Raw genomic sequence first — 21,199 nt, forward strand, 5'->3', positions numbered from 1 at the left:
GCCACGCCGACGCCCCTACTTCTATGGATGGCGCGAACGCAGCCGACGGTTCACCCTCGTCGAAGCGCTCGCTGGCCAGCGAAGCGTCCTCCAGGGTGGCGTCGGGCGTGGTCTCCCATGCGCTGTTCGAGCCGCTGACGACACGCATCTCCGGCTATTTCCTCTTGCGCAGCCGCAGCCCGGCCAACATCTTCGCGATCCTGCAATGGCCGAAGGGCGTGGTGGATGCCGTGACGCGAAAACGGGGCCCGCAGCAACAGGAGCGAGCCAGGAACGGCGTCTGCGTGCGGGTGGATTGAGCGGCGGTGTCGTGGGCCGCCCGCGCGCGTCATGCGCGTCTTCATCCCATGACTGGAGGATGCCTCACCGAACGGGCGCTCACATACTCGCTCCACAAAAGAGGACCCAGGGAGTGCGCCATGACAACAAGCAGCCCGGGCAGCGGCAAGCCCGACGCGTTCGACGACGTCGCCGCCCCTGACCATCGCATCCACGGGAGGGCTTGAGGCATGGCCAATCCGAGCCTGAAAGGCGCAGCGGCGAACCTGTATGACAACGTCTCCGCCGCCCTTCTGCGGGAGTACCTGTATCTCGGAAAGATCACGCCCTCGCAGCGAATCGACCTGCGCAACGCGCTCGCGAATTACCGGCAGAGGCGCCGGACGGCAGTGGAAGCGGACCCCGAATGGCTCCGATCCGATCAGGACCTGCTGCAGTTCCTCTACGAATCCATCCATTCGTCGCCCGAGCGCGAACGACCGACGGCGCTCTGCTTTTCGGGCGGCGGCATTCGCAGCGCGACGTTCTGCCTGGGCGTCCTGCAAGGCTTGGCCCGCCAGGACAGGTTGCACCAGTTCCGCTACCTGTCCAGCGTCTCGGGCGGCGGCTACATCGCCAGCTGGCTGACCAGCCTGCTGGGACAGAAGGGGGCCACGTTCGACAGCGTCACGACCATGCTGGCCGACACCGCCGGCGGCTCGGCCCCGGCGATTCCTCCCGGGCCGGCGCGCGATCCCATGACGGGCGGGCCGCACGACGCCATCAGCCGACTCCGCGCCTACAGCAACTACCTCAGCCCCGTGCTGGGGCTCTCGGGCGACATGCTCGCGCTCATCGCGACCTTCGTCCGCAACCTGGTGCTGAACCTGTGCGTCTGGCTGCCCCTCATGGCGACGTTGCTGCTGCTGCCGCGGATCTTCGTCCTCTGGATGCTGACGCCGCCCGCCCAGGTCTGCGTCGTGTATGCCAGCCTGGCGGCCGCCATCCTCCTGATCGTCTGGGGCGTCGCCTACATGGTGGCCGACATGCCCAGCGGCATCGGCCCCGGCAGGCCCGTGCGCGACCGATTCACGCTTGGCTGCTTCATTCCCGTGACGCTGGCGGCCTTCCTGTTCAGCCTGGTCGGCGTCTGGGGCGACCTCTGGTCGGCCAGCGCCTGGTGGCCTGGCGTGGCGGCGGCCGCAGGCGCCGGAGCCAACCTGGTGGGCATCTGCCTGGGCCTGCTGTTGCGCAAGCGCCGGCCCAATGCGCCCTTCAAGACGCAGGGGTTCACCGCGCTGCTGCTGATCGCCTGCGGAGCCGTCGGCGGCATCATCCTGGACCTCGCCCTCAGCTATGCGCACCACCAACTCGGCAAGGCGCAGGCGCCTGCGCTGCTCTACGCCACGGTCAGCGTTCCGTTGATGCTGGGCTGCTTCTGGGCCCAGATCACGCTGTGCGTCGGCATCACCGCGCGCTGGACGGACGAGAACATGCGCGAATGGTGGAGTCGAGCCAGCGGCCTCTGGTTGCGCGTCGCGCTCGGCTGGGTGGGCTTGTTCGCGATCGTCTTCTATCTGGCGCCGATGGCGCTCGCCATGCTGAGCAAGTCGCTCCCCGCCGGCGCGCAGCTGTCTCTTGGCGGCCTCATCGCAGGGGGTCTCACCAGCGCGATCGGGTATTGGAGCAAGAACGGCGACACGCTGAAGAAAAAGGGCGCGAGCCTTCTGTCCCGATGGGGCAGCCTCGTGTTCGACGCGATCGCAGGCGTCGTGCTGCTGGCGATCCTGGTCGCGATGAGCCTGGGGGTCTCGCAACTGCTGCAGACCTGCGGGCCGTTCGCGAACGAGCACGTCTGCCGGACCACGCTCTCGGCCCAGGCCGATTTCCTGCGCGAGGAATGGGCGCTCGAGGACGCCGCGATGGACGACGGCGACCGCCCCGTCGCCGCCGAGGCCGCCGTCTACGACTTCGTGGCGCTTCACGCCTCCTTCACCCACGCGCTGGCCCTCTGCGCGCTCTGCGCGATCATCGGCGCGGGACTGTCCGTGACGATCGGCGCGAACGCCTTCTCGTTGCACGGGATGTACGGCAATCGCCTCGTCCGCGCCTATCTCGGCGCGGCTCGCCGCAATCGGGATCCGCATTGGCTGACCGGCTTCGACCCGCGGGACAACTTCCGTCTTTCCAGGGCAGGCCGCACCAGGGCGCGCCGCGGCAAGGTGCTGTTCCCCGTCATCAACATGGCGCTCAACCTCGTGCAGCCTTCGAGCACGCGGATGGCGTGGCAGCAGCGCAAGGCCGCCTCCTTCACCGCCACGCCGCTGCATTGCGGCAGTGTCGGAACCGGCTACGTGCGCACGCCGTGCTACGCCGGCCCGCGAGGCATGTCCCTCGGCCGCGCGATGACGATCTCCGGCGCGGCAGCGTCGCCCAACATGGGCTATCACAGCTCGCCGCTCGTGACGATGATCATGACGCTGTTCAACGTCCGTCTCGGCTGGTGGGTCGCCAATCCTCGGCTCAAGTTCGCGCGGTCCTGGCGGCAGAAGGAGTTCATGGGCCTGCGCGCGCTGACCAGCGAGGCCTTCGGCTTCACGACGGACGATCGTCGATCGGTCTACCTGTCGGACGGTGGCCATTTCGAGAACCTGGGTCTCTACGAGATGATCCGCCGGCGCTGCCATCACATCCTCGTCGTCGATGCCGGGTGCGATCCGCATTACGAGTACGCCGACCTGCTCGGCGCCGTCCGCAAGATTCGCATCGACTTCGGCGTGCGCGTCGAGTTGCCCGATGTCCTGCCCGGCCAGCCCGGCGCCCGACGCAATTGCCGCATGGCGGTCGGCAGGATCCGCTATTCGGACCGCGACGCCGCTCCAGGCGCGACAAGCATCGATGGCTTCATCTACATCCTGAAGCCTCTGCTCACCGGCAGGGAACCGCTGGACCTGGGCGACTATGCGAGAAGCGCGCGCCCGGGCGAAGGGCCTTTCCCGCAGCAATCGACAGCCGATCAGTTCTTCAGCGAGTCGCAGTTCGAGAGCTACCGGATGCTGGGGCTGCAGTCGGTGCTGGAGGTCTTTCCGAAGGCAGGGGGCGGCCTGTGGCCCCGCCCGGTCAATCCCAGGCCCGGAGCGCCGGGCCCGAGGTTCCCGATGGGCGCGTCGAACGACGCCGGTCCGCCGCCACCGGATGACGAGACGATTCCGGAGCCCCCGCCGCCGCCGCCGTCCACCGGCATCGCGGGCATGGTGCAGGGCGTCGGCCCCGGCGTCGCGCTGGCAACCGCGCTCACCGTCGGCGGCACCGTGGGCGTGGTCGGCACCGTCAAGCTCTCGTCGAACCAGGTCAGCCTGTCCGCGCAGGATCGCAAGCTGCTGCGGGACGCCGCCGAGCAGAAGAATCCGCCGCCCGTGGCGCAGGCGCCCGCCTCCGGATCGCCGCTCGTGGTGTTCGACGGCGGCGCATCTCCTTCACCGCCGGAGCCGGATGCAGCCATCGCCCAGGTCGTCGAACAGGCGCGCGACGCCGCCCAGGCGTCCCGCAAGGCCGCGGAGGCGGCGGCGGCGGCGGCTTCCCATGCCGCCGCGTGGACAGCCCGTGTGCCCAGCGCGCCGTCCGGGCCGGACTACTCGAGCCGGCTCAGCGACATGTCGATCTCGTTGGAACGGATGAACTACGCGCTGAACGGCACGCCGATGTCGCCTGCCGCCGCAGCGTCGTCGGCCGCTGCCGGGAAGCCCGCGAGCGGAACGGTCGTCGACGGCCTGAACGACATGAAGAAGAAGTTGACGAGCATCGACAGCGCCGTCAACCGCCGGGTCGGAAGAACGACGGGAGTGTCCGAGCAATGACGCCATCCACCGCCAGCCTCTCGCGCGCAAGCGCTTCTCTTGCCATCGCGCTTGCACTGGCCGCCTGCGCCGCCACGCCGCCGGCCCTGCGCGTCGGCGTCTACGCGCAGGTGGCGACGCCCGCCGAACTCGCGCCCACGGCCGCCGGGCAGCCGGCCTCGGCACCGCCCATCGATCCGATGGCGGGACTGGATTGCGGTGCGGGCTGGAAAGCCACCGAGATCCCGCTGCCGGCAGGGCTGCCGGACGACGGCCCGCGATCGACCCTCCACGTCGCGCTGGTGCACGCGCTCGCACCGGAATTGACCTGCGTCACGCTAGAGCTCGACGCGCCCTTGCCGGAGAAGACGAGCTGGCGGGATTGGCTGAGCCGGCCCGACGCGGACCACAAGCAGAGCTGGAAGATCAACGTGCCGCGGTTGAAGGCGGATCAACTCTATGTCTGGCGCATCGAGCAGTTCAGGAAGTCGAACGACACCCCCTTCGACCACTGCCACGTCGTGACCCGCATCGACATCAGCTGCAAGCAGGACGCCGCCTGCCCTCGACACATCGACCTTCCGCTCCAACTCCCCGACCCGACGGCGCTCGACATCGTCAGCGACTGCGGCAGCCAGCAGAGGTGATCGCCATGCCCTTCCGCCCAGGCCTCATGCGACGGACCGGCATTGCCGGACTGGCGGGCGCGCTCGCCGTCGCCGCCAGCGCGGCGCCGCGTTCGGCCGACCAGGTCAAGCACGACCAGGCGTGGCTCGCGGCGCTCACGCAGGACCTGCACGACGACCTGCAGAGGCGAAAGGATCTCGACGCGTCCAAGGCGCTGCGCCGCCTCGAGCACCTGCGCCTGGTGTACGACCGCACGAGTGTTGCGCACGTCATCGTCCAGGGCGGCGCGGGCGGCACGACCGTCCATGTCAGCGAGGGCTGGATCGCGCTGGCCGAGGATGTCGCGTTGGCCGACCTGGTGGCGAGATCGACCACCGGGTCGACCATGTCGAGCCAATGCAACAGCGAGTACCTCAACTACATCGCCACGATCGTGAAGTCCAATCGCGCCTACGAACGCGGCGACCTGAGCACGCCCCAGGCCATCGAGGACTTCCACCGCTACGTCGATGCGGATCACCCGGAAGCGACCCATTGCCGCGAGCTGGCGGCCATGGCATGGCGCGACACGTGGCGGCCGCGCTGGCTCGAGGTGCGCACGCGCGTCGAGGCCGGGCTGCTGTGGTGGATGAGCTACGACCTCAATTGCCGCGCTCGCGTGGACATTGTCGTTCCCTGCCCGTTCAGCGGCGCCGAGGATCGCGACGCGATCGCTCTCGTCGCGGAACTCGGCACGCAGAAGGATCTGGAACAGCCCGTCAGGTTGCTGCGCCTGAATGCCTTCTCGGAGGTTCCGAACTAGGCCTGTCGGCGCCCGTCGATGTTCAGACCTTGCGCAGCTGGACGCCGCCCGCGAGCAACGCGCGCGTCACGCGCGCGGGCGTCTCGCGCGCGACGGCCAGCAGGCTGATCTCCGGCAAGGCCGCCACGACGAAGGGCGACGCCGCCATCAGCTTCTCGGGCGACGCGAGCACCACCGTCTCGGCCGCGCGGGCGTGCAGCGCGCGCTTGACGGCGGCCTCCTCCGCGTCGCCGGTGCTCAGGCCCGCGTCGGGGTGGACGCCGGTCACGCCGAGGAAGAACAGGTCGGCGCGCAGGCGCGATGCCGCGGCGATGACGTCCGCGCCCACGTTGACCATCGAGTGCCGGAACAGCCGGCCGCCCAGCAGCAGGATCTCGACGCCCGCGTGCTGCGCGAGCTCGATCGCCACGGTGGGGCTGTGCGTGACGACGGTCGCGCGCAGGCCCGGCGCCAGGTGGCGCGCGACCTGCAGCGCGGTCGTCCCGCCGTCGAGGATCACGACCTGCCCCGGCTCGACCAGCGAGGCGCCGAAGCGCCCGAGCGCGACCTTGTCGGCGGTCGAGACCTGCTCGCGCACCGCGAGGTCCCCCATCGCCGCTGACGCCGGCAGCGCGCCGCCGTGCACGCGCTGCAGCAGGCCCTCGGCGGCGAGGTCCCGCAGGTCGCGGCGGATGGTGTCCTCGGAGGTGCCGAGCTCCTGCGCGAGCGCCTTGGCGACGAGCTGGCCCTCGGCGGCGAGGCGCGCCAGCAGCAGCTTCTTGCGTTGGGTGGTGAGCATGCGTCCTTCACGAAACCGGGGATTTGGCGGAATCGCGCGTTTGCACGATACTGCACGAAACTACGCAATCATGCCATGCCTTCGCCGAACGTCGATCCGAGTCCCTTCGCCGGCAACGCCGACATCCGCATCCTCGAGCAGCGCGTGCTGGCGCACGACTGGTACCTGCTGCGAAAGACGACCTTCGAGCACCGCCGGCGCGATGGCCGCCTGCAGGTGGTCAGCCGCGAGACCTACGACCGCGGCAACGGCGTCGCCCTGCTGCTGTTCAACGCGCCGCGCGGCACCGTCATCCTGATCCGCCAGTTCCGCTTCCCGTGCTGGGTCAACGGGCTGGCCGACGGCATGCTGATCGAGGCCTGCGCTGGCCTGCTCGATGGCAACGACCCGGTCGCGGCGATGCGGCGCGAGGCCATCGAGGAGACGGGCTTCGCGGTGCAGTCGCCGCGCAAGGCGTTCGAGGCCTACATGAGCCCGGGCTCGGTCACCGAGAAGCTGCACTTCTTCGTCGCGGCCTATGACGATGCCGATCGCCGCCACGCCGGCGGCGGCGACGCGCACGAGGGCGAGGACATCGAGGTGCTGGAGCTGCCGCTGCGCCGCGCGCTGGAGATGATCGCCAGCGGCGAGATCCAGGACGGCAAGACCATCATGCTGCTGCAGCACGCGGCGCTCGTCGGCCTCGACAAGCTCTAGCCGTCGACGCAGGCCTGGATCGCCGCGCCGATGGTCGCGACGGTCTTGCGCCGCGTCGCGTCGCCCAGCAGCGGCGAGCCGAGGGCGTGCTTCATGGTCGCCAGCCCGATCAGGTAGGACGCGATCAGCGCGGCGCGCAACTCGGCGTCGCGCCCGCGCAGCAGCCGGGACAGCGGCAGCACGAAGTCGGCGTGGAAGCGGGCCGAGACGCGCTCCTGCGTGGCCGGGCTGCCGGACGCGCGCAGCAGGATGCCCAGCGCGTCGAACCTGGCCTCGCGGCGCTCCTGGCTGCCCTCGATGACGAGCGTGGCGATGACTTCGCCGAACGTGCTCATGTCCATGCCGTCGAAGTGGTCCTTGATCGCGAACGCGTCCACGATCGCCTCGTCGAACAGCTTCTCCTTGCCGCCGAAGTAGCGGTTGACGAGCGCGGCGTCGACGCCGGCGTCGGCGGCGATGTCGCGCGTGCCGACGTTCTCGTAGGCGTCCTGCGCGAAGCGGACGCGCGCCGCCGCCAGGATGCGCGCGCGGGTGTCGCCGGCGTTGCGGGCGGGCTTGGGCAGCGCGCTCATCGCGGCGGGCAGGTCGGCAACGGTTCGCAGCATCTTCTGGCGGGAGGGCATTCGAGGCACGGGGTGGGGGCGATTCCGGCATTTTGTCAGCAGCCGATGACATCTACAAGGCCGACGCTTCGTCAGCGGGCGAAGCACCGCGGTCGTCGCGTCGCTACGATGACGCCATGAGTTCCGACACCAGGTTCCTCGCCGCCGCGGCCGATCGCCCCGCCCCGTCCTTCGCGCTGGTCGTGCTCGCCACCTCGATGGCCTTCGTCGTCGGCCAGCTCGACGTCACGATCGTCAACGTCGCGCTGCCGGCGATGGGGCGCGAACTGGGTGCGGGCGTCGACGGGCTGCAATGGGTCGTCGACGCCTACGCCGTGGCGTTCGCCGCGTTCATGCTGTCGGCCGGCGCGCTGGGCGACCGCTTCGGCGCGCGGCGCGCGTTCCAGTGGGGCATGGGCCTGTTTGGCCTGGCCTCGATCGCCTGCGCCGCGGCGCCCGGCATCCTCGCGCTCGACGCCGCGCGCGTGCTGCAGGGACTGGGCGCGGCCGTGATGCTGCCCAACTCGCTCGCGTTGCTGAACCACGCGCTCGCGCACGAACCCGCGCGGCGCGCGCGCGCGATCGGCTACTGGACGGCCGCCGGCGCGATCTCGATCGCGCTCGGCCCGGTGCTGGGCGGCCTGCTGGTGGCCGGCGTCGGCTGGCGCGCGATCTTCTGGGTCAACGTGCCCCTGTGCCTGGTCGGCGGCTGGCTGTCGACGCGCCTGCGCGAGACGCCCACCGCCGGTGCGAAGCCGCCACTCGACATCGCGGGCCAGGTGCTGGCGACGCTCGCGCTCGGCGCGCTGATCGCCACGCTGATCGAGGCGCGCGCACTGGGCCTGCACGACTCGCGCATCTGGCTCGGCGGCGCCACGACGCTCGTGCTGGGCGTCGCACTCCTGTTCGTCGAACGGCGCGCCGCGGCGCCGGTGATCGCCACCGACCTGTTCGCGCTGCGCGACTTCCGCAACGCCGTGTTCTTCGGCACGGTGGTCAACGGCACCTACTACGGGGCGATCTTCGTGATCGCGCTGTTCCTGCAGACCGCGCGGCACTACACGCCGCTGCAGGCCGGCCTCGCCTTCCTGCCGCTGACGGCCGGCTTCTTCCTGTCCAACGTGCTCAGCGGCAGCGCCATCACGCGCTTCGGCACGCGCAGGCCGATGATCGTGGGCGCGCTGGTCGACCTGCTCGGCTTCGGCGTGCTGGCGCTCGCCTCGACGACGCGGAGCCTGCCGCTGATGCTCGCCGGCTTCCTGCTGATCCCGAGCGGCATGGGCCTGGCGGTGCCGGCGATGACGACGACGGTGCTGTCGTCGGTCGACAAGAGCCGGTCGTCGCTCGCGGCGGCGATCCTGAACACCGCGCGGCAGTCGGCCGGCGCGATAGGGGTGGCCGTATTCGGCGCGCTGGCGCACGGGGACGCGGGGCAGATCGGCCTCGGGTTGCGGATCACCTGCGCGGTGGCGATGATCCTGCTCGGCTTCGCGGCGCTGGCGGCGGCACGGCTGAAGGGCGTGCCGCCGCACGCCTGAACGCGCGCCGCGCGCGCCCTGCGGCGGCGGCGTCACGCGGGCGTCACGGTCGCGCCCGACAGTCGCGGCATGCGACGCATCGTCAAATCCCGCATCCGCGGCTGGACCACCGACTGCCTGGTCCACCTCGCGCTGGCCCACGGCTCGGCGCCGCGCGGGCGCGCCGCCATCGCGATCCTGCAGGCGCGCGGGACGCCGGAGATGCTCGCGCGCATCGAGGCGCTGGTGCGCAGCAGCAGCGTGCGTCGGCGCGTGCTCGGGCTGGAGATCGCGGCGCAACTGCGCGCGCCCGGCCACGCGCACGACTACCAGGCCGATCCCTACGCGCTCGAGGCGACGCAGGCGATGTTCGTCGAGGCCTTGCGCGACGCCGATCCCCGGGTGCTGCGATCGGCCATCAGCGGCCTGGGCCACCAGCCGCTGCCCGCCGCGCTGCCCGCGCTCCTCGCGCACCTGCGCCATCCCGACCTGCGCGTGCGCTTCGCGCTGGCCTACACGCTGGGCAGCTATCCCGGCCCGCAGGCGACGGCCGCCCTGATGCACCTGGCCATCGACCGCGACGACCTCGTGCGCGAATGGGCGACCTTCGGCATCGGCACCCTCAGCGAGGCCGACGACGACGCCATCCGCACGCTGCTGTGGACGAACGCGCACGACCCCTACCGCGACGTGCGCGGCGAAGCCGTGGTCGGCCTCGCGCGCCGCAGCGACCCGCGCGTCATCGAGCTGCTGAAGACACGCCTGCTGGACGACGACTGCCGCGTCTACGAACTCGAGGCCGCCGAGGAGATGCCCAGCGCCGAGCTGCTGGAGCCGCTGCAGCGCCTGCGCGACGACGCCGAGCAGCGCCAGGATCTCGACCCGTTCTGGCATCGCCACCTGCTCGAGGCGATCGACGCCTGCGCGACGATTGCCGACGCCACCGCCTGATCACTCGGCCTCGTCTTCCTCGGTCACGAGCACGTCGGCGCGCTGCGGCGGCGCGTCCGCGTCGACCTCCTCGCCGAGGAAGCCGCCGCTCTGGTGCGCCCACAGGCGCGCGTAGAGCCCGCCCTTGGCCAGCAGCGAGCGGTGGTCGCCCTCCTCCACGATGCGGCCCTTGTCGAGGACGACGAGGCGATCCATCGCGGCGATCGTCGACAGCCGGTGCGCGATCGCGATCACCGTCTTGCCCTCCATCAGGCTGTAGAGGCTGGCCTGGATCGCGGCCTCGACCTCGGAGTCGAGCGCGCTGGTGGCCTCGTCGAGCAGCAGGATGGGCGCGTCCTTGAGCATCACGCGCGCGATCGCGATGCGCTGGCGCTGGCCGCCCGACAGCTTGACGCCGCGTTCGCCGACGTGCGCGTCGTAGCCCTTGCGGCCCTTGGCGTCGGCCAGCGTCGCGATGAACTCGCCGGCCTCGGCGCGGCCCGAGGCGGCGATCATCTCGGCCTCCGTCGCGTCGGGACGGCCGTAGAGGATGTTGTCGCGCACCGAGCGGTGCAGCAGCGAGGTGTCCTGCGTCACCATGCCGACGTGCGCGCGCAGGCTGTTCTGCGTGACCCGGGACACGTCCTGGCCGTCGATCAGCAACCGTCCCGACTCGACGTCGTAGAAGCGCAGCAGCAGGTTGACCAGCGTCGACTTGCCCGCGCCCGAGCGGCCCACCAGGCCGATCTTCTCGCCCGGCTTGATCGTCAGCGAGAAGCGGTCGATCACCTGGCGCTTGCCGCCGTACGCGAAGCCGACGTCCTCGAACTTCACCTCGCCGCGCGGCACCGCCAGCTCGGTGGCGTCCGGCGCGTCGACGATCGCGTGCGGCCGCGACAGCGTGTTCATGCCGTCGGTGACGGTGCCGATGTTCTCGAACAGCGAGGCCAGCTCCCACATGATCCAGTGCGAGATGCCGTTCAGGCGCAGCGCCAGCGCGGTCGACGCCGCGACCGCGCCCACGCCCACGCGCCCCTGCGTCCACAGCCACAGCGTGACGCCCGCCGTGCTCATGATCAGCCCCATGCTCAGCACGTGGTTCACGATCTCGATGCCGGTGATGTAGCGGCCCTGCTGGTAGGCCGTGACGATGAACTCCTGCATCGCCTGCTTCGCGTAGCTCGCCTCGCGGCGCGCGTGCGAGAACAGCTTGACCGTCGAGATGTTGGTGTAGGCGTCGGTGATGCGCCCCGTCATCAGCGAGCGCGCGTCGGCCTGCAGCTGGCCGACCTTTCCGAGCCTCGGCACGAAGTAGCGCAGCGCGCAGCCATACAGCGCCAGCCACGCGAGGAACGGGCCGAGCAGCCACAGGTCGAAGCCGCCGACGACGGCGATCATCGTGACGAAGTAGATGACCACGAAGACCAGGATGTCGGTGATCGTCGTGACGACGTCGCGCACGCCCAGCGCCGTCTGCATCACCTTGGCCGCGACGCGGCCGGCGAACTCGTCCTGGTAGAAGCTCATGCTCTGCGCGAGCATCATGCGGTGGAAGTTCCAGCGCAGGCGCATCGGGAAGTTGCCGAACAGCGTCTGGTACTTCAGCGAGGCCTGCACGGCCACCAGGAGCGGGCTCAGCGTGAGCAGCGCCGCCAGCAGCAGCAGCTTGCCGCGTTCCTGCGACCACAGCTGCGCGGGCTGCACGTGGCTCAGCCAGTCGACCACGTGGCCCATCACGGCGAACAGCAGCGCCTCGAACGCGCCGATGGTGGCCGTCAGCAGCGTCATGCCCAGCACGAAGCGGCGCACGCCGGCCGAGCAGGCCCAGATGAACGGGAAGACGCCATTGGGCGGCGGCGGCGGCTCGCCGTCCGGCCAGGGGTCGACGAGTCTTTCGAAGTAACCGAACAAGCGAGGCTCCTGAGGCTGGCGCCGGGCTGGAATGCGGCGCGCAACCCGCAAGGCTACGCGAAATCGCGCCGCCGCGTGACGCATTGGGCACCTGCCCCGGCGCGCAGGCGGATAACCGGCGCCTGCAGCCACGATCATGGGACGGTCTCCATCGACGACGTGCCCGGAACGAGGCGCGCGCAAAATGGGGTCGTCCGCCAGAAACCGCCTGCCGAACGAGGGTTCGAGCCCGCGAGCCAGCCCGAAAGGCCATGGTGCAGAACAGCGACGTCGTCTACAGCGCCACCCAGCACATCGACCGGCTCATGCGCCGCGTCGTGCTGCTGATGTTCGGCGCGGGCGTGCTGGCGGTGCTGGCGATCTGGCACATGGAGGCCGCGGACGGCACGATCGACGCGATCGACCGCGTCGGCTATCCGGCGATGGTGATCGTCTTCAGCGTCAGCCTCGTGGCGCTCTGGCGCGTTCCACGCGTGCTCGCCACCGTGCGATGGCTGGGCTTCCTGACCATCACGCTGCTGCTGATGCTGGACCTGTGGAACCAGACCCACATGCCCGGCCCGCTGCTGGACAACTACAACTCGCTGACGCTGTGGAACTGGCTGCCGCTGTGCTACGCGATGGCGTTCTTCATGCTCGCACCGCGCCACGCCTTCCTGGCCGCGGCCGCCATGCTCGCCTTCTTCGCGGCGTGCACGCTGCTGCGCACCACGGCCCACACGCCCTACGCGGCGCAGGACCGCTCGCTGATGCTCAACACGCTGATCTCGCACGCGGTGCTTGTCGTCTGCCTGACCGGCATGGTGTGGCTCAAGCACGTCGTCACCGTGCAGGGCGAGCAGGCGACGCGGCTGAACCTGCTGGCCGCCACCGACCCGCTCACCGGCCTGGCCAATCGCCGCCTCACGCTGCAGCTGCTGGACCAGCTCGCGCGCGACGGCCGGCTCGACCTCGCCCCGGTGGTGATGCTGTGCGACCTCGACCACTTCAAGCACATCAACGACGGCTGGGGCCACGCGATGGGCGACCAGGTGCTGGTGGCCGTCGCGAACGCGCTGCGCGCGAGCACGCGCGACGCCGACACCGTCGCCCGCTGGGGCGGCGAGGAGTTCCTGATCGTGCTGCCCGTCTCGCGCGACGTCGACGCCTCCGCCCTCGCGGAACGCCTGCGCGCGCGCGTGGAGGCGCTGCAGGTGGCCGACCGCCACCAGTGCCCGGTGCCGGTGACGCTGAGCATCGGCATCGCGCCGCTGGCGGCCGGCGAGTCGGGATCGAGCTGGCTCAAGCGCGCCGACGAGGCGCTCTACCGGGCCAAGAACGACGGCCGCAACTGCTGTCGCGTCGCGGAACCGCCGGAGGCCTGACCACGCTCACTGCGACCCGGCCTTGAACGTGTCGCACTGCTCGATCTGCCCGGTCTCGTAGCCCTGCTTGAACCAGTGCACGCGCTGCGCGCTGGTGCCGTGCGTGAAGGTGTCGGGCTGGACGGTGCCGCTTGCCTTGCGCTGCAGCGTGTCGTCGCCGATCTGCGAGGCGGCGTTCAGCGCCTGGTCGATGTCGCCGGCCTCGATGATGTTCTTGGTGGCCTGCGCCCGGTTGGCCCAGATGCCGGCGAAGCAGTCGGCCTGCAGCTCGAGACGCACCGACAGCGCGTTGGAACGTACCTCGCTCGAGCCGCGGCGCGCCGCGTCCACCTTCGCCGAGATGCCCATCAGCTTCTGCACGTGGTGGCCGACCTCGTGCGCGATCACGTAGGCCTGCGCGAAGTCGCCCGGCGCGCCGAGCTTGGTGCGCAGCAGGTCGTAGAAGCTCAGGTCGATGTAGACTTTCTCGTCGCCGGGGCAGTAGAAGGGCCCGGTCGCCGATTCGCCGCGGCCGCAGGCGGTGGGCGTCGAGTCCCGGAACAGCACCAGCTTCGGATCGCGATACGTGCCGCCGCGCTGCTGGAAGACCTGCGTCCACACGTCCTCGGTGTCGGCGAGCACGATGGACACGAAGCGCTTCATCGGGTCTTCCTGCCCGTGCGCCACGGGCGCCCCGGGTTGGCCCGTCTGCGCAGGCACGGGCGCCGGCGCGCTGTGCTGGACAGGGGCGCCGCCGCCGCTGATCACGCCGAGGATCGTGAGCGGATTGATGCCGAAGATCCAGCCGCCGATCAGTGCGATGACGATCGTGCCGATGCCGATGTGGCCCATGCCGATGCCGCCGAAGCCGGAACCGCCGCCTCCGCCGCCCTGGTCGCGCAAGTCCTCGACATTGTCGCTCTCGCGCTGGCCGTCCAGTTTCATGGTTTGCTCCTTGGGCGTTGGTTGCGACGCCAGGGGGCAATTGTCGGGCCGACTCGGCAGCGCGGCGAAACTATTGCAGGCCGCCGCTCGCGCCCGGGAACTTGTGCGCGAACTTGGCGATCCACTCGCCGGCCGCTTCCTCGGAGCTCAGCTCGCGGCCCTCGGCGCGCGCGATCGAGCGCCGGTAGTCCTCGATGTAGCAGACCTGCGCGACCATGCGGGCGCGGAAGACGTCCTCGGCATCGAGGAAGCTGACGCCCACCTCGTGGCCGCTGCCGTCCCGGCACGGGCGGCACCACGCGACGCGGGCGCGCGCCTCGAACGCCGGCTCGACGTAGGCGATGCGCACCTCGATGAGCGAGCCCGGCTCGACCGGCACGTCCGAATGCACCGCCAGGCCGCCGAGGCTGATGTCCTGGGTCTGGAAGGCGGCGCTGCCGCGCTGCGCCGTCCTGATCTCGATCGGGACGTCGAGCGGATGCCGGATGAACTGCCTCATGCCTGAAACTTCCTGGTGTTCGGCTGCTGTCGCTGAGAGGGCAGGCAGACGATTTGTACGACTCGGAGCGAAGCCCCGCACCACCAATGGTTGTACAGATGTTCGACGGCCAACGGGCGGATTCGAACGTGGGATTCCCTCCAGATCCGCGCTTTGCCCGGCGGTGGCCATGAAAAAGAGGCCCCGCGGGGCCTCTCGATCACGCAAGCGGGGCGAAGCGTTCACTTGCCTTGCGAGGCGCCGCCGCTGAGGTAGTCCTTCTTGCCGATCTCGACGCCGCCGTGGCGCAGCAGCGCGTAGGCCGTCGTGATGTGGAAGTAGACGTTCGGGTTGGCCCACTGCGTCAGGTAGACGTCGCCCTTGAACTCCATCTTGCGGTCGCGCAGCTGCAGCACGATGTCGCGCCCGGCGGCGCCTTCGAACTGGGCTTCGGTGAGGGTGTCGAGGAAGGCGATGGTCTTGTCGAGGCGGGCCTGCAGCTCGGGGAAGCTCTTCTCGTTGTCCTCGAACTTCGGGATCTCGACGCCGGCCAGGCGGGCGGCGGCACCCTTGGCGTTGTCCGTGGCGATCTGCACCTGCGACGTGAACGGCAGCATGTCGGGATACAGGCGCGACGCGAGGAAGGCGGCCGGATCGATCTTCTTCGCTTCGCAGTGCGCTTCGGCCTTGGCGATGACGGCCGAGAGGTTCTTCAGCATCGAGCGGTACGAGGTCACCGTGGCGGTATACATGGACAGGGACATGACGGGTCTCCGGATTTCGGGTTTGACGGGAAAGGCCGTCATTGGAGCGCAGCGGGGCCGTTCTTGCTCGCCGCCGCCGGATAGCCCTTTTCGGCTGCGGCGCCGGTGGGCCGCTGCCGCGCGGCGGGCAATGAGCGCCGCAGGCAGACGCCGCCGACATCGCTAAGATCCCGCACATGGCCTCGTCCACGCGAAGAATGACCGTCCTGCTGATCGGCTTGCAGCTGATCGCATCCGTCGCACAGGCACAAGCCGCCTCGGCGCCTGCCGAACGCAAGAACTGGTTCGACGACCCGTTCATCCAGGCGACCCACGGACTCCCCGGCTGCCCGATCCCCGATCCCCCGCTGCTGACCGAGCCCGAGATGCAGCACGAGACCCACTGGCGCGCCGAACGCGGCACGAGTTGCTACCGGTCGGGGCGCTGCCGCCTGCCCAACGCCTATCTCTACGACAAGGAGATCGCCCCGCGCGTCGTCAAGGCGATCGATGCCGCAGGCGGCTACGAGAACACCACGATCTGGGTCGAAGGCCAGCGCCGCTGGGTGTGGCTCAAGGGCTGCGTGTCGACGCAGGAGCAGGCCGCGGAACTCGAGCGCATGGTGCGCCTGATCGACGATGTCGAGGCCGTCATCCCGCAGCTGATCGTCGGCACGACGATGCCGCCGGGCCGGCCGGTCTATCGGCTGCCGCCCTGAGCCGGCGCCTGCCAGACGCGCACGTAGTCCACTTCCATCGTCACCGGGAAGATGCTGTCGTCGATGGGGCCGCCCAGGTCGCCGCCGATCGCGATGTTCAGCAGCAGGAACTGCGGGCCGTCGAACGGCCACGCGCGCGCGGCGCCGGCGGCGCCGACGTCCAGGCGCGGATAGGTCAGGTTGTTGACGCCGTCGACGCCGAACGTGATGTCGCGCTCGGTCCAGAGCATCTGGTAGCGGTGGAACGCGTCGCAGGCGTCGGCCAGCGTCACCGCGGCGCCCACGCCGTGCGCGCCGCTGCCGGCCGGCGTGTGGATCGTGCTCATCACGCGGCCCGGGTTGCGCCCGATGTGCTCCATGATGTCCAGCTCGCCGTTGGCCGGCCAGTCGCCATGCGTGCCCAGCATCCAGATCGCCGGCCACGTGCCGAGGCCGCAGGGCAGCTTGGCGCGGACCTCGAAGAAGCCGGTCGTCCATTCGGCGAGGCCGCGCGTGAACAGGCGCGCCGACGTGTAGCGCTGGCCGCCCCAGTCGATCGCCGCGGAGCGCGTCTCCTTGCGCGCCGTGATGACGAGCCGGCCGTCGCGCACCACCGCGTTCTCGGCGCGCGGGCCGGCGTAGTACTGCTGCTCGTGGTTGAACCAGCCCTTCTGGTTGAAGAAGGTGTCGTAGCCCCACTTCTTCGGATCGGGCAGGCCGTCGACGTCGAACTCGTCGCTCCACACCAGCTGCCAGCCCGGCGGCGGCTTGAGCGTCTCGGGCGGCGGCGGCGCGTTGGCGGCCGCCGCGGCGCCGGCGAGTGACGCCAGCGAAGCCGCCAACAGGCGCCGCATCACTGCACCCGCCTTCCGCCGGCGTCGAACGCCAGCACCGATCCGGCGACCGGCATCAGGCCCACGCTCGCGCCCGCGGCGAGCTGCGAGTGGCTCGCGTCGACCTTGGCGTGCAGCAGGTCGGCGACGCCGTCGACGCGCAGGTGCAGCACCGACACGTCGCCCAGGTGCTCGGCCATCACCACCGTCGCGGGCACGCCGTTGCCGAGCGCGGCCACGCGCAGGTGCTCCGCGCGCACGCCCGCGCGGGACGCGCCCGCGGGCGCGGCGGGCAGCAGCAGGGACCACAGCGCGCGGTGCACGGGGGCGGCGTCGGGGCCGGGTGCGTCGACGAGGTTGATGCGCGGAGCGCCGAGGAAGGCCGCGACGAACTCGTTGGCCGGCGCGTTGTAAAGCGACAGCGGCGCGCCGAGCTGCTCGATGCGGCCCTGGTTGAAGACGGCGATGCGCGTGCCCATCGTCATCGCCTCGACCTGGTCGTGCGTGACGTAGATCATCGTCGTTCCGAGTTCGCGATGCAGGCGCGACAGCTCGATGCGCATGTTCACGCGCAGCGCGGCGTCGAGATTGGACAGCGGCTCGTCGAACAGGAACACGCGCGGCTTGCGCACGATCGCGCGGCCGATGGCCACGCGCTGGCGCTGGCCGCCCGAGAGTTCCTTGGGCATGCGCCCGAGCAGGTCGGCGATGCGCAGCACGTCGGCCGCACGCCTGACCTGCTCGTCGCGCTCCTTGCGGCCGACGCCGGCCATCTTCAGGGCGAAGCCCATGTTCTCCGCCACCGTCATGTGCGGATAGAGCGCGTAGTTCTGGAACACCATCGCCGCGCCGCGGTCGGCCGGATGAATGTCGTTGGCGCGCTGGCCGTCGATCAACAGGTCGCCGCTGTCGATGCCTTCGAGGCCCGCGATCATGCGCAGCATCGTCGACTTGCCGCAGCCCGACGGCCCGACGAAGACCAGGAACTCGCCGTCGTAGACGTCGAGGTCGATCCCCTTGATCACGTCGACCGTGCCGAAGGACTTGCGCACGTTGCGCAGGCTCACGCGTCCCATCGTCAGGGCCTCGCCGGGCGCAGCGCGCGGCTTGCGGCGACCAGGTCGCGGTACCACAGCGCGCTGTCCTTGGGCGTGCGCGCCAGCGTGGCGTAGTCGACGTGCACGATGCCGAAGCGCTTGGCGTAGCCGCTGCTCCACTCGAAGTTGTCCATCAGGCTCCAGACCATGTAGCCGGCCATCGGCACGCCCGCGGCGAGCGCCCGGCCCACCGCGGCGATGTGCGTGGCGAGGTAGTCGATGCGGTCGGCGTCGTGCACGTGTCCGTCGGTGGTCGGGTCGGGGAACGCGCCGCCGTTCTCGGTGATGTAGGTGGGCGGCAGCGCGTATTCGCGGTGCATTGTCATCAGGAGTTCGTACAGGCCTTCGGGATAGATCTCCCAGCCCATGTCGGTCTTCGGGTACGGCTTGTCCTTGGCCTCGACCGGGCCGGCGGCGCTGGACAGCGCGCGCGAGTAGTAGTTGATGCCGATGTAGTCCATGGGCGTGGCGATGACCGCCAGGTCGCCGGCCTCCACCACCGGCGCGTCGGCCCCGAGCTCGGCCAATACCTCCGCCGGGTATGCGCCCTTGAACAGCGGGTCGGCGTACCAGCGGCGGCCGCGCGCGTCGTCCAGCCTGGCCTTGGCCTGGTCGGCGGCCGAGTCGGTCAGCGGCATCGTCCAGGCCATGTTCAGCACGATGCCCAGCTTGGCGGTGGCGCCTTCCGCGCGCAGCGCTCGCAGCACCAGGCCGTGGCTCAGCAGCAGGTGGTGCGCGACCTGGATCGCCGTCCTGCGCGACTGGATGCCCGGCGCGAACGTGCCCTCCTCGTTGCCCAGCACCGCGACGACCCACGGCTCGTTGTGCGTCGTGATGGCCGCGAGCCGGTCGCCGAGCCGGCGCTGGATGCCGAGTGCATAGTCGACGAAGCGGTGCGCCGTGTCGCGCGACGCCCAGCCGCCCTTGTCCTGCAGCGCCTGCGGCAGGTCCCAGTGGTTCAGCGTGAGATGCGGCGCCAGCCCGCGCGCCAGCAGGCCGTCGACGAGGCGGTCGTAGAACGCGAGGCCCTTCTCGTTCCACGCGCCCTCGCCCAGCGGCTGCACGCGCGGCCACGACACCGAGAAGCGGTACAGGTCGACGCCGAGGCCGGCGATCAGGTCGAGATCCGGGTCGAGCCGGTGGTAGTGGTCGCAGGCGACGTCGCCGTTGCTCGCGTCGGCGATCACGCCGGGGACGCGGCAGAAGCGATCCCAGATCGATTCGCCCTTGCCGTCCTCGAAGGCGGCGCCCTCGATCTGGAACGCGCTGGTGGCCACGCCCCAGACGAAGTCGGGCGGAAACAGGCGGGTGAGGTCGTTGGTGTTGGGCATTTACTTCACTGCCCCGGCGGTCAGGCCGGCGATGAGTTGGCGCGACGTGATCGCGAACAGGACGATGAGCGGAATCGTGGCGATGGCGGAGCCGCACATCAGCGCGCCCCACTCGGTGTTCATCGTCGATTGCAGGCTGCGCAGCGCGAGCGGCAGCGTGTAGTTGGGCAGGCTGCGCATCACGACCAGCGGATTGATGAAGTTGTTCCACGACGTGATGAACGTGATCAGCGCGAGCGTTCCCAGCGCCGGCTTCATCAGCGGCAGCACGATGCGCCAATAGATCGCGAACTCGCCGCAGCCGTCCATGCGCGCGGCCTCGACCAGTTCCTTCGGCACGGCCGACGACGCGAACTGGCGCATCAGGAAGATGCCGAACGCGCTCGCGGCGCCGGGCACGTACAGCGCGCGCTGCTGGTCGATCCAGCCGAGGGCGTCCATGATCATGAAGGTCGGGATCATGTTCATGAACGACGGCAGCAGCATTGTCGCCATCACGAGCGCGAACAGCGGCTTCTTGAAGCGGAACTCCATCAGCGCGAACGCGTAGCCGGCCATCGAGCAGAACAGCAGCGTCAGCCCGGTGGCCATCAGCGCGACGTAGATGCTCCAGCCGAGGTTGTTCCAGAACGGGATCCGCTCGGTCAGCAGCTTGAAGTTGTGCGCGAGGTCGTTGCCGAACCAGACCGGCGGCGGCAGGTTGAAGATCTCGCCGCGCGAGTGCGTCGCGAACACGAACATGAACCAGAACGGCGCAAGCATGAACAGCGCGCCGATCGCGACGATCAGATAGGCGATCCAGCGCGCCGCGAGCGCGCCGGGCTCCTGCCGGCCGATCCCGGGGACGGTGCCTGCCGCGGCGCTCATCGCAGCCCCTTGCGCGTGCGGAACGCGAGGTTGGTGATCCACGTCAGCAGCGCCACCACCAGGAACAGCAGCCACGACATCGCGCTCGCGCCGCCAAAGTCGTTGAAGTCGAAGGCCTCGCGGAACAGGTAGACCGCCGACGTCATCGCCGCCTGCTGCGGGCCGCCCTTGCCACCGGTCAGGATGAACGGCTCCTCGAACAGCTGCAGTCCGCCGATGACGCTCAGCGTGACGCCGAAGAAGATCATCGGCTTGATGCTGGGCAGCGTGATGTGGAAGAACTGGCGCCAGCGGCTTGCGCCGTCCAGCGTCGCGGCTTCGTAGAGCTCCCCGGGGATGGTCTGCATCGCCGCGAGGTACAGCACCGTGTTGAAGCCGACATAGCGCCAGAACACGATGAACGCGATCGCCGGCTTGATGCGGCCCACGTCGTGCAGCCAGTCGACGTGCGACATCCCGAACAGCTGCGCGAGCGCCGCGTTGACCATGCCGTAGTCCTGCGAGAACAGCGCGTTGAACATGATCGCGATCGCGACCGTCGACGTGATGTAGGGCAGGAAGTACACCGCGATCACGCCGTCGCGCAGGCGCTTGAACGCGGTGTGGATGAACGCGGCCAGCGGCAGCGCGACCAGGTGCTGCGGCACGCCCGAGGCGACCGCCAGCCACAGCGTGTTGCGCAGCGCCTTCCAGAACCAGGCGTCCTGCAGCGCGAACGCGAAGTTGGCGAGGCCCACGAACTCCATCGCCTTCAGGCCGCCGGTGGGCTCCCACGACTGGAACGCGAGGTACAGCGAGAAGCACAGCGGGAATACGCCGAACACCGCGAACAGGATGAGGAACGGGCTGATGAAGACGTAGGGCGCCCACTTGGGCGACAGGCGGAGAAAGACGGGCAGGCGCATGG

Annotated in this window: 20 protein-coding genes; 9 read left to right on the plus strand and 11 right to left on the minus strand. The window is 70.0% G+C overall.

Annotation, left to right across the window (positions count from 1 at the left end; all coding sequences use genetic code 11):
* The first annotated feature begins 23 nt into the window (after positions 1-23).
* The 4 genes from LPC04_RS01220 to LPC04_RS01235 all read left to right on the plus strand — a co-directional run bounded on the left by LPC04_RS01220 (position 24) and on the right by LPC04_RS01235 (position 5,523).
* Positions 24-299 (plus strand): hypothetical protein, encoded by a 276-nt coding sequence (locus LPC04_RS01220; RefSeq protein WP_275680355.1) that lies wholly within the window; start codon positions 24-26, stop codon positions 297-299.
* A gap of 210 nt (positions 300-509) precedes the next feature.
* A complete protein-coding gene (locus LPC04_RS01225; RefSeq protein WP_275680356.1) occupies positions 510-4,115 on the plus strand; it encodes a patatin-like phospholipase family protein in 3,606 nt (1,201 codons plus the stop codon).
* Positions 4,112-4,741 (plus strand): hypothetical protein, encoded by a 630-nt coding sequence (locus LPC04_RS01230; RefSeq protein ID WP_275680357.1) that lies wholly within the window; start codon positions 4,112-4,114, stop codon positions 4,739-4,741. The genes LPC04_RS01225 and LPC04_RS01230 overlap by 4 nt, the downstream gene beginning before the upstream one ends.
* Before the next feature lie 5 nt (positions 4,742-4,746).
* Positions 4,747-5,523, plus strand: coding sequence for a hypothetical protein (locus tag LPC04_RS01235; protein WP_275680358.1), 777 nt, complete (start codon positions 4,747-4,749; stop codon positions 5,521-5,523).
* A gap of 22 nt (positions 5,524-5,545) precedes the next feature.
* Here the strand turns inward: LPC04_RS01235 and LPC04_RS01240 are convergent, their stop codons facing one another.
* Entirely contained in the window at positions 5,546-6,301 is a 756-nt protein-coding gene (locus LPC04_RS01240; protein ID WP_275680359.1) for a DeoR/GlpR family DNA-binding transcription regulator, read from the minus strand.
* Positions 6,302-6,376: 75 nt separating this feature from the next.
* On the opposite strand from LPC04_RS01240, the gene LPC04_RS01245 reads away from it, so the two are divergent.
* A complete protein-coding gene (locus LPC04_RS01245) occupies positions 6,377-6,997 on the plus strand; it encodes an NUDIX domain-containing protein (protein WP_275680360.1) in 621 nt (206 codons plus the stop codon).
* Here LPC04_RS01245 and LPC04_RS01250 read toward each other — a convergent pair.
* A complete protein-coding gene (locus LPC04_RS01250; RefSeq protein WP_275680361.1) occupies positions 6,994-7,620 on the minus strand; it encodes a TetR/AcrR family transcriptional regulator in 627 nt (208 codons plus the stop codon). The two genes, LPC04_RS01245 and LPC04_RS01250, sit on opposite strands and share 4 nt — an antisense overlap.
* A gap of 116 nt (positions 7,621-7,736) precedes the next feature.
* On the opposite strand from LPC04_RS01250, the gene LPC04_RS01255 reads away from it, so the two are divergent.
* Positions 7,737-9,137, plus strand: a complete 1,401-nt coding sequence (locus LPC04_RS01255) for an MFS transporter (protein WP_275680362.1) — start codon at positions 7,737-7,739, stop codon at positions 9,135-9,137.
* A gap of 69 nt (positions 9,138-9,206) precedes the next feature.
* Entirely contained in the window at positions 9,207-10,067 is an 861-nt protein-coding gene (locus tag LPC04_RS01260) for a HEAT repeat domain-containing protein (protein WP_275680363.1), read from the plus strand.
* Here LPC04_RS01260 and LPC04_RS01265 read toward each other — a convergent pair whose 3' ends face one another.
* Positions 10,068-11,957, minus strand: coding sequence for an ABC transporter ATP-binding protein (locus tag LPC04_RS01265; protein WP_275680364.1), 1,890 nt, complete (start codon positions 11,955-11,957; stop codon positions 10,068-10,070).
* A gap of 251 nt (positions 11,958-12,208) precedes the next feature.
* Between LPC04_RS01265 and LPC04_RS01270 the strand changes: the two genes are divergently transcribed.
* Positions 12,209-13,321 carry a GGDEF domain-containing protein gene (locus LPC04_RS01270; protein WP_275680365.1) on the plus strand — a complete coding sequence of 371 codons (1,113 nt, stop codon included), beginning with the start codon at positions 12,209-12,211 and terminating at the stop codon, positions 13,319-13,321.
* Positions 13,322-13,327: 6 nt separating this feature from the next.
* Here LPC04_RS01270 and ypfJ read toward each other — a convergent pair whose 3' ends face one another.
* The 3 genes from ypfJ to LPC04_RS01285 form a co-directional block, all read right to left on the minus strand.
* The gene (gene ypfJ, locus LPC04_RS01275) at positions 13,328-14,245 is read right to left on the minus strand and encodes a KPN_02809 family neutral zinc metallopeptidase (RefSeq protein ID WP_275680366.1); all 918 of its coding nucleotides are present in this window, start codon (positions 14,243-14,245) and stop codon (positions 13,328-13,330) included.
* A 70-nt stretch (positions 14,246-14,315) separates the two neighbouring features.
* Positions 14,316-14,744: a PilZ domain-containing protein gene (locus LPC04_RS01280; RefSeq protein WP_275680367.1), complete on the minus strand. Its 429-nt coding sequence runs from the start codon at positions 14,742-14,744 to the stop codon at positions 14,316-14,318.
* Positions 14,745-14,965: 221 nt separating this feature from the next.
* Positions 14,966-15,487 carry a DUF1993 domain-containing protein gene (locus tag LPC04_RS01285; RefSeq protein ID WP_275680368.1) on the minus strand — a complete coding sequence of 174 codons (522 nt, stop codon included), beginning with the start codon at positions 15,485-15,487 and terminating at the stop codon, positions 14,966-14,968.
* A 176-nt stretch (positions 15,488-15,663) separates the two neighbouring features.
* Here LPC04_RS01285 and LPC04_RS01290 point away from each other — a divergent pair, with 176 nt between their 5' ends.
* A complete protein-coding gene (locus tag LPC04_RS01290; protein ID WP_275680369.1) occupies positions 15,664-16,185 on the plus strand; it encodes a BON domain-containing protein in 522 nt (173 codons plus the stop codon).
* Here the strand turns inward: LPC04_RS01290 and LPC04_RS01295 are convergent.
* The 5 genes from LPC04_RS01295 to LPC04_RS01315 are packed head-to-tail and all read right to left on the minus strand — an operon-like array spanning position 16,167 to position 21,197.
* A complete protein-coding gene (locus LPC04_RS01295) occupies positions 16,167-17,018 on the minus strand; it encodes a glycoside hydrolase family 16 protein (protein ID WP_275680370.1) in 852 nt (283 codons plus the stop codon). The two genes, LPC04_RS01290 and LPC04_RS01295, sit on opposite strands and share 19 nt — an antisense overlap.
* Positions 17,018-18,073, minus strand: a complete 1,056-nt coding sequence (locus LPC04_RS01300) for an ABC transporter ATP-binding protein (RefSeq protein WP_275680371.1) — start codon at positions 18,071-18,073, stop codon at positions 17,018-17,020. Before LPC04_RS01300 ends, LPC04_RS01295 begins: the two co-directional genes overlap by 1 nt.
* 2 nt (positions 18,074-18,075) lie before the next feature.
* A complete protein-coding gene (locus LPC04_RS01305; RefSeq protein ID WP_275680372.1) occupies positions 18,076-19,425 on the minus strand; it encodes a GH1 family beta-glucosidase in 1,350 nt (449 codons plus the stop codon).
* Positions 19,426-20,292, minus strand: coding sequence for a carbohydrate ABC transporter permease (locus tag LPC04_RS01310; protein WP_275680373.1), 867 nt, complete (start codon positions 20,290-20,292; stop codon positions 19,426-19,428). It lies immediately after the preceding gene.
* Positions 20,289-21,197, minus strand: a complete 909-nt coding sequence (locus LPC04_RS01315; RefSeq protein ID WP_275680374.1) for a carbohydrate ABC transporter permease — start codon at positions 21,195-21,197, stop codon at positions 20,289-20,291. The genes LPC04_RS01310 and LPC04_RS01315 overlap by 4 nt, the downstream gene beginning before the upstream one ends.
* Positions 21,198-21,199 lie beyond the last annotated feature (2 nt).

The sequence above is a fragment of the Scleromatobacter humisilvae genome, assembly GCF_023231945.1.
GTDB lineage: Bacteria > Pseudomonadota > Gammaproteobacteria > Burkholderiales > Burkholderiaceae_C > Scleromatobacter > Scleromatobacter humisilvae.